At 60.9% G+C, this 13,538-nt stretch carries 12 protein-coding genes; 7 read left to right on the forward strand and 5 right to left on the reverse strand.

Features of this window, described 5'->3' with window-relative positions:
* Nucleotides 1-53 precede the first annotated feature (53 nt).
* The 5 genes from DESLA_RS0106725 to DESLA_RS0106745 form a co-directional block, all read right to left on the reverse strand.
* Nucleotides 54-398 (reverse strand): hypothetical protein, encoded by a 345-nt coding sequence (locus DESLA_RS0106725; protein ID WP_028571856.1) that lies wholly within the window; start codon nt 396-398, stop codon nt 54-56.
* 224 nt (nt 399-622) lie between these two features.
* Nucleotides 623-1,906: a DUF4857 domain-containing protein gene (locus DESLA_RS0106730; RefSeq protein ID WP_028571857.1), complete on the reverse strand. Its 1,284-nt coding sequence runs from the start codon at nt 1,904-1,906 to the stop codon at nt 623-625.
* The gene (locus DESLA_RS19210; protein ID WP_051434462.1) at nt 1,906-2,574 is read right to left on the reverse strand and encodes a hypothetical protein; all 669 of its coding nucleotides are present in this window, start codon (nt 2,572-2,574) and stop codon (nt 1,906-1,908) included. The genes DESLA_RS0106730 and DESLA_RS19210 overlap by 1 nt, the downstream gene beginning before the upstream one ends.
* A gap of 12 nt (nt 2,575-2,586) precedes the next feature.
* A complete protein-coding gene (locus DESLA_RS0106740; RefSeq protein ID WP_028571858.1) occupies nt 2,587-3,468 on the reverse strand; it encodes an ABC transporter ATP-binding protein in 882 nt (293 codons plus the stop codon).
* Entirely contained in the window at nt 3,465-3,788 is a 324-nt protein-coding gene (locus DESLA_RS0106745; RefSeq protein ID WP_035261473.1) for a hypothetical protein, read from the reverse strand. The genes DESLA_RS0106740 and DESLA_RS0106745 overlap by 4 nt, the downstream gene beginning before the upstream one ends.
* A gap of 223 nt (nt 3,789-4,011) precedes the next feature.
* On the opposite strand from DESLA_RS0106745, the gene DESLA_RS0106750 reads away from it, so the two are divergent.
* From DESLA_RS0106750 to DESLA_RS19220, 7 genes are all read left to right on the forward strand, one after another.
* A complete protein-coding gene (locus DESLA_RS0106750) occupies nt 4,012-5,934 on the forward strand; it encodes a heavy metal translocating P-type ATPase (protein WP_028571860.1) in 1,923 nt (640 codons plus the stop codon).
* Nucleotides 5,924-6,340 (forward strand): MarR family winged helix-turn-helix transcriptional regulator, encoded by a 417-nt coding sequence (locus DESLA_RS0106755; protein ID WP_028571861.1) that lies wholly within the window; start codon nt 5,924-5,926, stop codon nt 6,338-6,340. The genes DESLA_RS0106750 and DESLA_RS0106755 overlap by 11 nt, the downstream gene beginning before the upstream one ends.
* A 758-nt stretch (nt 6,341-7,098) precedes the next feature.
* The gene (locus DESLA_RS0106760) at nt 7,099-8,430 is read left to right on the forward strand and encodes an amidohydrolase (RefSeq protein ID WP_028571862.1); all 1,332 of its coding nucleotides are present in this window, start codon (nt 7,099-7,101) and stop codon (nt 8,428-8,430) included.
* Nucleotides 8,431-8,451: 21 nt separating this feature from the next.
* The gene (locus tag DESLA_RS19215) at nt 8,452-9,714 is read left to right on the forward strand and encodes an amidohydrolase (RefSeq protein WP_035261476.1); all 1,263 of its coding nucleotides are present in this window, start codon (nt 8,452-8,454) and stop codon (nt 9,712-9,714) included.
* A 219-nt stretch (nt 9,715-9,933) separates the two neighbouring features.
* Entirely contained in the window at nt 9,934-11,511 is a 1,578-nt protein-coding gene (murJ, locus tag DESLA_RS0106775) for a murein biosynthesis integral membrane protein MurJ (RefSeq protein ID WP_051434463.1), read from the forward strand.
* A 161-nt stretch (nt 11,512-11,672) separates the two neighbouring features.
* A complete protein-coding gene (locus tag DESLA_RS0106780; RefSeq protein ID WP_028571864.1) occupies nt 11,673-12,797 on the forward strand; it encodes a PP2C family protein-serine/threonine phosphatase in 1,125 nt (374 codons plus the stop codon).
* Nucleotides 12,798-12,799: 2 nt separating this feature from the next.
* The gene (locus DESLA_RS19220; RefSeq protein ID WP_035261478.1) at nt 12,800-13,537 is read left to right on the forward strand and encodes an ATP-binding protein; all 738 of its coding nucleotides are present in this window, start codon (nt 12,800-12,802) and stop codon (nt 13,535-13,537) included.
* Nucleotide 13,538 lies beyond the last annotated feature (1 nt).

Consider the following 13,538-nt stretch of genomic DNA (forward strand, 5'->3'; position numbering starts at 1 on the left):
ACTCAACGTTTGAGCTGCATCGCCTCCGTAGCAGGTCGGCTGCAGCAAAGAGTTTAGGCCTCATCGCTGGGAAAGACGACGGGGACCGAGAACTTTATCCGCGAGTGCGAGGACGACTCTCCATGCGACGAACCTTGGGAACCAAGGCCGACAGTCCCGAGAAAGACACCGATTCCGCCTTTGGTGTCTTTGGCGCTCGCCTCGGCAAGAGCGATGTCAAACTCAACCGTTGTGACAGGACGGTCCTTTTCGTCGGTGATCACCTTCGCATCTTTGACATGACCATAGACGCGGTTTGAGCCGACGTTGGCTCCGTGCTTGTGCGCTTCTGGGCGGGCATCGGCAACGCCCGCGATTATGTCGGCGAGCGCGGTCTTGACGAACTCTTGAAGATTCACATTCGACTCCAATGGGGTAACTTAACAACAAATACATTCTACAGTCTGCTGAAAAACAGTAAATACTACTCTCCATCAACCGTTCCCGTATCGGACATCGCAAAGTATCTTGAACACCTGACCAGATCAAGGGAGCAGTGGCGGATTGAACAATCCAAGTTGCGAGGACATGCCGAAGCCGGACCCCAGGCCGGTGTTTCGGCGGGGTCCGGCCAAGGACGGCGCTATGAAGTGCGGCGTCCAGGCTGGAGGAACAGCACGGCCAACAGCCCGATGAAGCCGGTCAAGGCAACGGGGATAAGGTCCGCAAGTCCCGGCAGGGTTTCGTTGCGGGCGCGACGGATCAGCAGGAGGGCGGCCAGGGCCGTCAGGATTCCGCCGATGGACCAGGGGCCGCCGAGCTGGATGTGAGGGTCGGCTTGGCCGCGCCAGGGGCTTTGTAGGTGCAGCTCGACGGGGAAGAGAAACTCGCGCATCCGGAGAACCCAGGATGGTGAGGAGTCCCGGCGGGGGAGCTCGAATCGGTGGAGGGGTTCGTAGGCCGTGTTCATGGCCACGCCGAATACGCTGCTGGCCGAGCTGACGGTGACGGTTCGGTACAGGGGATCGATGAGCAGTTTGAAGTCCATGCGGGCGGGATCGTAGCCTTGCACCGGCAGGTGAATCAGCCGGTAGTCGTCCCAGGCAATCAGGAACGCTTCGCCCTGCCTGGTGATGATCACCCCGTGAAACTCCCGGCGCTCGTTCTCGTTGACGATGATGTCCAGCACGTCCAGGGACGGATCAATGGCCGTGGCGACCACCTCGGGCTGGTTCAGGACCCGTTTGACGTGGAATATCCGCCCCACGGCGTCACGGATGAAGTAGCCGTCGTCAAAGGGCTTCAGGTTCGTGGGCTTGCCGCCGATCACCGTGGCCGGGAAGAAAAAACCTTGCTCCTTGAGGGCATTGGTGAAGATTTCCGTCAGGTCGTGGTCGATGCGGTTGAAATCCGCATTGAGGAATTCCATGGCCGAATCCGTGAACCGGAACATCTCCACGGGAAAGCGCATCATGGCGATTGCCGGGTCGATGTTGAACAGCGGATAGAGGTCGATGCGCGGGTGATGGCCGCGCAGGTGGCGGGCCCGGATTTCCAGGCCCTGGCGGTCGGCGGCAATGGCTTCCGTGTCGAAGGTTCGCCCGGCGATGGTCATGGGCAGCAGGTTGCGCCGTTCCAGATTGCGAAAATAGACAAAGGGCAGTTGATCCTCGAACTCCTGCCGACTGTAGTCGCGGCCCTGTTCATCCCGATACACGAATTGGTGGCCTCCCAGGGACTCTTGATAGATGAAGCCTTCCGAAAGCGGACTGTAAAACAGCAGCGGCTCGTCCCCTCCGGATCCCGCGACCTTGTTGAAAATCGCGGGCAGAAGAAAGCTCAGGGCCAAGACAGCCAGGACGGCCAGGACCGTCGTGCTCCACCGCGAGACCGGGGTCAGCACGCGGGACGGTATAAGTGGGGACATCACGCGCCTCCCTGGTGAAATCGGCGGCAGGGTTCAAAGACGCCAAGCAGCGCCAAGGGCAAAAGAATCACCAGCCAGGGCAAGGCCGGGGTGAACCAGCCGTAACCGAGGCCCATCAGGAGGACGAAAGCCGCCGTCCCGTACATGAGCCCCAGGAACAGGCGTCGCGGCCAACCGGGCTCCAGGAACAGGACCGCCGCTCCCAGGTAGCCCATCAGCCCGGCCGCGTACCAGGGAGCCATGGTCGCCAATGCGGACAGGCTCACCTCGGCGGGAAAATATCTGGTCATGGTCAGATGGGTCAGTCCGGCGACCATCCCGATCACGACCAGGACATGCCCCAGGCCCGCCAGCAGGCACCAGACAAGCATGGTTTCCCTGGCAACGGGCAGATGCAGGGCGATGCGCATCCGGCGGCCCAGCAGTTCGGGAACGAACTGGGCCGCGGCCAGGGCCAGGCCCGTGAGCAACGGCAGGTGGCGCATCTGATACTGGAACACGGTCTGGAGATGAACGGCCTGGTACCAGACCATCTGGGCGTGCTCCGTGTTCATCTGCTGCCGGATGTCCAGGAACACCTTGACGCAGAACGCCACGTTCACGGCCAGGGCCGCCAGAAACACCCAGCGCAGTTTCAGCCCTTCCTTGAGCAGTATGGATCGAATCATTCCCCCTCCCGGTCAATATTTGCCCATCAGGCCGATAAATCCATCCTCCAGGCTCATGGACGCTCGGCAAAGCTCCAAGGGTTGGATGCCCAGGCCGACCAGATGGCGCTCCACGGTCTGGATGTCTTCGTAGGAATACACCGAAATTTTTGTCCCCCGCCGTTCAAAGCCCTTGATCACCTCGTCCTGGGGCGGTTCGGCCACGGTTTCGCCGTGAAAGACGTACTTGCAAAACGTGCCCATGAACTCGTCCAGACCGACCTGCATGATCTCGCCCCGGTCGATGAAGATGATGGAGTCCACCAGTTGCTCCAGATCCTGGACAATGTGACTGGTGACGAAGATGGTCTTGCCCTTCCCGGCCGCGAAATCGTGCAGCACGTCCAGGAACAGCCGCCGGTATCCGGCGTCCAGGCCCATGGAATAGTCGTCCAGGATCAGCAGGTCCGGGTCCTGGGCCAGGATCACGCCCAGGACCACCTGGGAACGCTGGCCGCAGGACATGTTGCCCACCTTGTGGTCCAGGGGCAGGCCCATCTTGTTCACCAGCCCGAAAAACACCTCCGGATTCCAACGGGGATAGAAACCGCGATAAAAACGTTCGGTCTGGGCGATGGTCATGAACTCATAGGCCAGGTGCCCTTCGTGGAGCAGGCCGATCCGGGCACGCACGGACGGAGGCAGGTCGTGGGAATCCTCGCCCAGCACCAGGCACTCTCCCTTGAAGGGTTTGAGAAAGCCCATCAGGATGTTCACCAACGTGGTCTTGCCCTGCCCGTTCTTGCCCAACAATCCGCAGACCGACCCCTCCGGGACGCTGAAATTGAGGTTCTCGTAGATCGTTCGTCCGTCGTACCGGTGGCCCAGGCCGCGGACCTCGATGGCGTTGCTCATTGGGCGATCCGGCTGCCCGGCACCCGCAATTGATGCTCGGGGCCCGCGTCAAAGACCACGAGGAAATCCGCTCGGGGCTTCATGAAGGTGAATTCCGAGCTGTCATCCATTCGGCCTTCCTGCAACACGCGCCCATCCGGGGACTTGATCCGCATGATCACCCCGGCGGCGGACGAACCGTCGGAAAATCCGCCCTGGCAGGTGATGGAATTGTCGCCGTTGTCCATGCACAGACAAAGCGGCATATGCGCCCAGGCTGGGGAACCGGCTGAGAGCAGCAAAGCAAATGCCAGACAAATGATCGTTCTTTTCAAAATCATCCTACACCTCGATGTATTTATTCTTGTAGTCCAGTCGCGAAAACCAGATTAATCATATCAATCACCAAACCCAAAAAGTCAATGGTGATGAAAACAATTTTCATAATACTGATTTTAATTTGATGTCACTTCTTTACAACCCACAAACTATTCGCTAGTCAAAAATCTTTACACTCAAACAATATTTCCAAACACAAACCTGCTTCACTATCCGGAGTTGACCATGATCGGCCGCTTCGCCACCCTGGGCGTGTACAGGGAGTTGTTCGTCTTTCGGGATTTTCAGGTGTGTCTGGCCGGAGGCGGGTTGGCCCTGGCCGGGTATCTTTGGGAGGTCTTCGGGCCGGTTTGGGCGTGGCCCGTGCTCGTGCTCTACGCCGGGTCCATCGGCCTGAACGGCGGGCCGATCATCTGGGGGGCAATCCAGGGCCTGCTGGAGCGCCGGGTGAACGTGGACGAGCTGGTCAGTCTGGCCTTGATCGCCTGCCTGATCCAGGGCGAACTGCTCACCGCGGCGGTGGTGGCCTTCATCATGACCCTGGGCACGCTGATCGAGGAGGCCACCAGCGATTCGGCCCGCCGCTCCATCCATGAACTGATGCGCGTGGCCCCCCGGACCGCCCTGCTTCTGGACGGCGACGGTCAGCGGGAAATCGCGGTCCGGGACATCGCCCCGAACGACCTGCTCCTGGTCAAGCCCGGAGACCGCATTCCCGTGGACGCCCGGATCGTTTCCGGGGCCTCGGCCTTGGACGAGTCCGCCATCACCGGGGAATCCCTGCCCGTGACCAAAAGCGAGGGAGACGAGGTGCTGGCCGGAACCCTGAACCACAACGGCGTGCTGCGCATCCGGGCCGAGAAAGTGGGAGAGGACACGCTCCTGGGCCGGGTGATCCGCCTGGTCGGCGAGGCCGAGCAGCACAAGCCCCTGGCCACCCGGTTCATCGACAGATACGCCGCCTGGTTCACTCCGGTGATCCTGGGATTGGCCGGACTGGTCTGGTACTGGTCCGGCGATTGGAGCCGGGCCGTCAGCGTGCTCATCGCCGGTTGCCCCTGCGCGCTGATCATGGCCGCGCCCACGGCCACGGTGGCCGCGGTGGGCCGTCTGGCCCGGGCCGGAGTACTGGTCAAGGGAGGTCGCTACCTGGAGCAGGCCTCCAAGGTGGACGCCCTGCTCTTCGACAAGACCGGCACCCTGACCAGCGGACGACCCAGGGTGGAGGAAGTCCGGGCCGATGCGGGATGCACGCCGGAAGAAGTCCTGGCCTGCGCGGCCTGCGTGGAACAGGACGTCAGCCATCCCCTGGCCCGGGCCGTGCTCAAGGCCGCCCAATATGCCAGGATCACCGTGGACAAGGCCACGGAAGTCGTAGCCGAGGTAGGCCGGGGCGTGCGGGCCGTGGTCCGGGGCCGACACATTGAGGTGGGAGGCGCAGCCCTGGATACCGGGCCCGGAGCCGGGGCCGGATCTTTGCCGCCGGACTTGCGAACCTGCCTGGAAACCATCCAGGCCAGGGGCGCCACCCCGCTGCTGGTCTACCGGGACCAGCACCCCATCGGCGTGATCGGCGTTTCGGACACGATCCGGAGCGAAGCCGCCCAGACCATGCACCGCTTGCGCAACCTGGGCATTTCACACCTGGGGATTCTCTCCGGGGATCATGACCGATCCGTGCGACGGGTGGCCGAACAGCTCGGCATTACCTGGACCAGGGCGGGGCTCAAGCCGGATCAGAAACTGGAAGAACTGCGTCGGCTCCAGGAAGCCGGTCACAAGGTCATGGTCGTGGGCGACGGCATCAACGACGCCCCGGCCCTGGCCCGGGCCAACGTGGGCGTGGCCATGGGCGCCGCGGGCACGGACGTGGCCCTGGAAACCGCGGACATCGTCCTGACACGGGACGACATCTCCCGGTTGCCGCTGCTGATACGCCTGAGCCGGAAGATGTTGACCGTGATTAAAATCAACGTGGTCCTGGGACTGAGCTTCAACGCTCTGGCTATCTGGGGCGGGGCCGCGGGAATCCTGGGACCGATCCAGGCCGCGGTGATGCACAACGTGGGGGCCGTGATCGTGGTCTTCTCCTCCGCGGCCCTGGCCATGGGCAAGGATGACGATCAGGAGGAACGCAATGCAACATGACGAGGAATTGACCTCCCTGCTGGTGGAATTTCACGAAAAATTCGCTTCCTGGGAGCAATGCGTGGTCCGGGGCAAGCCGCTGACCCTGCAGCAGATCCACGCCATGGAGATCCTGTGCGGACACGGTCGGCTGACCATGAAGGAACTGGCCGAAAAAATGGGCGTGACCACCGGCTCCCTGACCGTGCTGGTGGATCGCCTGGAAAAGAAAGGCATCGTGGAGCGCCAACCCCACGAATCCGACCGCCGCTCCATCCGCCTGGGCATGACGGCCAAAGGCGAACAATTGGCAGCCGAACACCACGACCTGCACCTGGGACTGACCCGCGAACTCACCGCCTGCCTGAGTCCCGAGGAAACGAATCAACTGATCAATCTGCTGCGGAAGATGTTGCCGTTTTTCTGAATTTAATCCTTCCGTGGCTCTCTCGTGCATCCCTCTCTCGCCCTCAGCAGGGTAGAGCAGTCCGTTGAGGCCATCCGCCTTTTCCGCTTGGAAAGGAAAGGCAAGCACCAGGGCTCCGTCATAGTTTCTACACGTTTGGTAACTACTCAGCACAGAGCAATTCTGTTGCCGGGGTCGGAATCGGAATCGGGATCGGGATCGAAAACGCTGGGATGCGTTCTAAATTCTTCCTGTTTCGATTCCGACTCCGATAGCGAAGCGCCGACCCCGACACCGATTGCCGGAGCAAGATCGGACACAAAATGTACTGAGTAGTTACCACGTTTGTTCGAAAAGGCAGGGGCACGCAGCTGAGAATCGCGGAAGCGAGATTCATCGCACCGGCTTTGAGGCTTTGTGCAAGAATGGAAAACAAGGTCTTGAGAATGATCGGTATCCTCACCTGACTTTGACGGGTCTCTGGCGTGGGCAACCGTCAGATTGACATGTCTCTCCATGCCTGATTAACAGACCAACCGGAAATATGCCTTTTTCCACCAGTCTCTTTTTTGTCAGGACATTTCATCCTGAAATCGCGCATGGCCTGAAGAGCGTTTCCTGGGCGAACTCCGTGGGAGGAATTTTTTCGGGCATCCCCGGACCTGACTCATGCCCCGGGGCTGACGATGGCCCGGACAAGGCCGGACCGGTTGGTGATCGGCGCCACGATTTCCGGTTAACGCGAATGAAAAAATGTAAATTTTGGCTGGGAGCTACCGATGCAGCGGATTGACATCCTGGTTACGGGCGGAACCGTCCTGACCATGGACGAAGCGGACACGACAATCACGGACGGCGCCCTGGCCATCCAGGGCACGGATATCGTGGCCGTGGGGCGCAAGGAGGATCTGTCGCGCGCCTTCACGGCGGACACGGTCATCGACATGCCGCTGTCCATCATCATGCCCGGTCTGGTCAATGCCCATACCCACGCGGCCATGACCTGCTTTCGGGGCATCGCGGACGACATGGAACTGATGGACTGGCTGAACAACTATATCTTTCCGGCCGAGGCCAACAACGTCGATCCGGAACTGGTCTACTGGGGCAGCCTGCTGGCCTGCGCGGAAATGATCCGATCCGGAACCACGACCTTTTCAGACATGTATCTGTTTGAAGAAGAGACCGCCAAAGCCGCGAAACAGGCCGGCATGCGCTGCGTGATCGGCGAAGTCCTGTTCGACTTTCCCTCGCCCAACGCCAAAACCTCCCAAGAAGGCTTGGCCTACACGGAAAAAATGCTTCAGAAATGGGCCGACGATCCCCTCGTGAACGTCATGGTCGAACCCCACTCCCTGTACACCTGCTCGCCTGATCTCTGGAAAGCGGCCACGGCCCTGGCCGATGCGTACCAGGCCCCCCTGGCGACCCACCTTCTGGAAAACGGGGCCGAGTCCAGACAGATCCTGGAAAAGCTGGGACAACGGCCGACAATGTTCCTGAAGGAAATCGGCGCGCTCAATGAGCGGTTTTTCGCGTTTCATTGCGTGACCATGGATGATGAAGACATGCGGATTTTTGCCGATCATGGCTGCAAGGTGGTCCATAACCCTGAAAGCAACATGAAGCTGGCCTCAGGCGTGGCCCCGGTCCCGGCCATGCTTAAGCAGGGCATCCCCGTGGGCCTGGGCACGGACGGCTGCGCCAGCAATAACAATTTGGACATGTTCCAGGAAATGGACACCGCGGCCAAGCTGCATAAATCGGCACTGCTCGACCCCGTGGTCATGTCCGCGAAGACGGTGGTTCACATGGCCACCCGCGAGGGAGCCCGGGTTCTTGGTCTGGACCGGCAAATCGGCGTCCTCAAGACCGGCATGAAGGCGGATGTCTGCGTCATCAACATGAACAAGCCCCACCTGACCCCCCTGTACGATGAATATTCCCACCTGGCCTATGCCGTTTCTGGCTCCGACGTGGACACGGTGCTGATCAACGGACGCATCGTGATGCGCAACCGCAGCCTGACAACCCTGGACGAGGATGCGATCATGGCCCGTGTCCGTGAAATCGCCCTGAAAATCCGGGCCGGTCTGCGGCCGAATTCCTGACCCGTCACACTGCCGACAACCATGAGCATCCTGATCAAAAACGCCCTGCACGAAGGCCGGGAAGTCGACGTCCTGATCCAGGGCGAGCAGATCGTCGCGGTGGGCCCAAACCTGGAGACCCCGCCGGAATGGGCCGGGACGGTCATCGACGCCGCAGACAAGGCCATCGTTCCCGGGCTGATCAATGCCCATACCCATGCGGGCATGACGCTGCTGCGCGGATACGCCGACGACATTGACCTGCATACGTGGCTGCATGAGCACATCTGGCCTCTGGAACGGAAATTGTCGAAGGAAGACGTCTACTGGGGCGTAAAACTGGCCTGCCTGGAGATGATCAAGACGGGGACCACGTTTTTTTGCGACATGTACTGGCATATGCCCGGCGCCGTCCGAGCCGTGGAAGACATGGGCCCGCGGGCCATGCTCTCCCTGCCGTTCATCGACTTCAACGATTCGGGACAAGCATCCAAGTTCAAGCAACGGGCCCAGGATTTTTTCGACCAGAAACACGAAACCTCACACCGCATCCGATACGCCCTGGGGCCCCATGCCATCTATACCGTGTCCAGGGATTCATTGATCTGGCTGGCCGAATTCGCCCGGGACAAGAATTTGATCCTGCACATCCATTTGGCGGAAACCCAACGGGAAGTTGAGGACTGCGTGGCGGCGCACGGCACGACGCCTGTTCGTTATTTGAAGGAGATCGGCTTTCTCGGCCCGAATGTCCTCGCGGCCCATGCCATCTGGCTGGACGACGAGGAAATGCGCATCCTGGCCGATCAGGACGTCAAGGTCGCCCACTTGCCCGCTTCCAACATGAAGCTCTGCTCCGGGGCCTTTCCGTATCGTCGGCTGCACGGCCTGGGTATTTGCATCGGCCTGGGCACGGACGGCTGCTCCTCCAACAACAATCTGGACATGTTCGAGGAAATGAAGTTCGCGGCCCTGAGCCGCAAAACCGTGACCGGAGACCCCACGGTCATGCCCGCGCCGGAAGCCTGGGCCTGCGCCACGGTCAACGGGGCGAAAATTTTCGGCCTGAACGCCGGACGCATCGCCCCGGGCATGCTCGCGGACTGCCTGCTGTTGGACTTGAATCATCCTCAACTCGTCCCGAACCACAACCTGATTTCCAACCTGGTCTACGCCGCCAACGGCGACTGCGTGGACACCACCATCTGCGCCGGGAAGATCCTTATGCAGGGCCGCCAGGTGCCCGGAGAACGGGAGATCATCCAGGAAGTCAAGGCCCGTGTCCGCGCCCTGCTCCAGCGGTAGCTTCGGCAAACTCATGTTTCAAGGGGGCGACGGCATCAATCGAAATCGAAATCGCGATCGAAATCGAAATCGAAACATGCCTGTCGTCGGCATTCCCTGATGCACACTTCTAAAGACCGATTTCGATTTCGATCGCGATTTCGATAGCGATACGTGGAAGAATCAAGACATCCCCCGTCCTGCTCTCCTCCCCTTGCAACAGCCCGCCGAGACCCTCCAGTGACCGAACAACCCCCATCCGCCCCCGCATCCTTCACAGGCCGCATCGCCCGCAACGCCTCCGTGGTCGCCGCGGGTACCGTAGCCAGCCGGATCCTCGGTTTTTTGCGGGATATGACCATTGCCTTCGCCCTGGGCGCGGGCATCTGGGCGGATGCGTTTTTCGTGGCCTTCCGCCTGCCCAATTTGTTGCGCAGACTGTTTGCCGAAGGGTCTCTGACCATGGCCTTTATCCCGGTCTTTTCCCGGACCTGGCGGGAAAAAGGGAGCCAGGAGGCCTTTGTCCTGGCCAGGTCCGTGCTGGTCTGGCTGACGGCGATCCTGACGGTGATCTGCGTCGCGGCCATGATCTGGGCCGAACCGCTGACCCTGCTCATTGCCCCGGGCTTCGGCCGAGACCCGGAAATCCTGGCCGGGACCGTAACCCTGGTCCGGATCTGCTTTCCCTACATCCTGTTCATCTCCGCCGTGGCCCTGTGCATGGGCGTGCTCAACTCCCTGAACCACTTCTGGGCCCCGGCCGCGGCCCCCTGCATCCTGAACCTGGGGCTGATCTTCTCCGCCCTGCTGGCCATGTTCATGGGCTGGGATGTGGCCCTGGCCCTGGCCTGGGGAGTTTGTCTTTCCGGGTTGGGGCAATGGCTGCTCCAGCAGCCCTATCTGCGTCGGTTCGGATTGTCCTGGCGCGGCCCGGTGGATCTGAAGCATCCCGGGGTGAAACGAATCGGGTCCCTGATGCTGCCCACGGTGTTCGGGGCGGCGGTCTACCAGATCAACATCGTCATCGGCACCTTGCTGGCCTCGTTGCTGGCCGCCGGGAGCATTTCCTACCTCTATTTCGCGGACCGGCTGGTCCAGCTTCCCCTGGGAGTATTCGGCGTGGCCCTGAGCACGGCGGCCCTGCCCAGCCTGTCCCTGCTGGCCGCGGGCAAGGACATGGAAGGATTTCGACGGACCTTGAACACCACCCTGAGCATGACCCTGTTCGTCTGCCTGCCCTCGGCCGCGGGTCTGGCCGGGATGAGCCTGCCGATCATCGACGCGGTGTTCGGACGAGGGGCCTTCGGCGACGAAGCCGTGCGGGCCACGGCCTGGGCCCTGGTGGGATACAGCGTCGGCCTGCCGGCTTTCGCCTGCGTCCGGCCCCTGGTCTCGGCCTTTTACGCCCTGGAGGACACCCGCTCCCCGGTCCTGGTGGCCGCGGCTTGCCTGCTGATCAACGTGGCCTTGAGCCTGGTGCTGATGCGCTACCTGGCGCATGTCGGCCTGGCCCTGGCCGCGGCGCTCAGTTCCTGGGCCAACGTGCTCCTTCTCGGACTGATCCTGCGCCGCAAGGTCGGCCCCTGGCTGACCATCGGTCCACAACTCGCGCGGATGACCGGGCTCAGCGCGGTCTTGGGCGGCGCGGCCCTGGCGGCTTCCATGCTGGGCAAGTCCGCGTTGCTGTTCATCCCGGTGCTGACGGTCCTGTACGGGCTGACCGCTCTGAGGTGGAACATCGACGAAGCCCGGATGACCTGGGACCTGTGCCGCAAGTTGCGGAGCAGGTATCAACGTCGCCCCGGCGAGCCGACCTGACCCCCTCTCACACGACGCGGACCGGCTATCCATCCTCTCATTTCTTTCGCATCCCGGCTCGTTTCCCTGCTGGCAAAAAAAAGAATAGTCTGATAAGAGTCTTACCGAAGCCTCGGACACACCATACCGTCTTAGATAAACAACCTTATACCCGACACCCCATGGTCCATCATCCACGCGACACGCCTTTGGTGCTGATCATCGACGATGATCCCACGAATCGAGTGGTCCTCCAGCGAATCCTGGCCTCTTCCGGGTTCGCGACGCTTCAGGCCGGAACTGGAAGTGAAGGCCGAAGCCTGGCCCTGACCCACGGCCCGGACCTGATCCTGCTGGACATCATGATGCCGGGGGAAAGCGGTTTTGAAACATTGCTCCGGCTCAAGGAAGAGCCGGTCACCGCCTCCGTTCCGGTCATTTTTCTTTCCGCGCTGGACGACGTGAGCTCCAAGGTCAAGGGATTTGAACTGGGCGCGATGGATTACGTCACCAAACCCTTCGAACCCCTGGAAATTTTGGCCCGAGTACGAACCAACCTGAAGGTGGCGCGGGCCTACCGGAGCGTGATCGCCGAACAGGCCGAGAAGCTGCGCCAGATCGGCGAGGCCCAGCAGTCCATGCTCACCAAGCCCGAAGAGCATCCCGAAGCCAAATTCGCCGTCTTCTACGAGCCCATCCTGGAAGCCGGAGGAGACTACTACGACGTGTTTCCCGTCAGCGGCGGGTTCGGCTATGTCGTCGCGGACATCAGCGGACACGACCTGAAGACGTCCTTCATCACCTCCGGGGTCAAGGCCCTGCTGCGCCAAAACGCCAGCCCGCTGTTCACGCCCGTGGAAACCCTGACCACCATCAACAACGTGCTCCATGACGTTCTGCCGCCGGGGAGATTCCTCACGGCGGCCTACGCCGTGCTCAACGGCAGACGCGACCACCTCACGGTCCTCTCGGCCGGTCACCCGCCGCCGATTTTCGTGGGCAAAGACGGCGAGGTGGAAATCCTGCGCGCCGAGGGCGATATTCTCGGCCCGTTCCCGCACATCTACCTGAACCCAATTTCCCGCCCTGTAACCAAGGGTGACAGGATTTTTCTCTACACCGACGGCCTGCTGGACGTGAAAAACAACCAAGCCCGCATCGTTCACGACGACATCCGGACCCTGATCCAAGCCTGCGAAGAATGCCGTTCTCTGCCCTTGTCAACTTGCCCCGGCCATATTCAGGTCCGAATATTGCAGAAGGCCACGGCTCAGGACGATGTCGTGCTGCTGGCCGTCGAGGTGTGATCATGCTGATTTTATCGCGGACCGAAGACCAAGTGGAGCTGAACTTCCCTTCGCACCTCGCGGAGGTGGATCAGGCCTGCCTGTTGGTTCAAGGTTTGCTGCGGGACAAACTGCCCAATGAGGATCATTTCATGATTCTCCTGGCTCTGCGCGAAGCCTTGACCAACGCCGTGATCCACGGCAATCGTTCCGATCCCGCGAAGTCCGTAACCTGCATGGTCGCCATCCATCCGGACCGGCTTGAAGTCATGGTCCAGGATCAAGGGTTCGGCTTTGCATGGCAAAACCATAACTGGAAACTCCCTCCGCCCAGCAGCGAATCCGGCCGAGGCTTAGCCATCATTCGCGCTTTTTTTGAACAAGTCGAATTCAATTCTTCCGGCAACCGGATGACGCTGCGCAAGGAACGAGAACCTTCAGGAGTAACAAACATGCTGCAACTCAGCCAAGATGGACCAAGAACCGTGGCCAGAGTGTCCGAAAACATGGTCGGCTCGAAAATCGAGGAACTGCGGGTGGAATTGTCAAACCTTATCAAGAACGACCATGCCGATCTGACCCTCGATATGAGCGTCGTGGAGATGGTGGATTCCCTGGGCATGGGACTGCTCGTGGCCACGCACAACTCCCTGAAAGCCAAACAGGGCCGCCTCACCCTGGTGAACGTCAAGCAGGACATCTACAACGTGCTCGTCGTCATGCGCCTGGACAAGCACTTCACGATTCAAAAGGCCGCATGAC

The organism is Desulfonatronum lacustre DSM 10312 (assembly GCF_000519265.1).
In the GTDB taxonomy this organism is placed as follows: Bacteria; Desulfobacterota; Desulfovibrionia; order Desulfovibrionales; family Desulfonatronaceae; genus Desulfonatronum; species Desulfonatronum lacustre.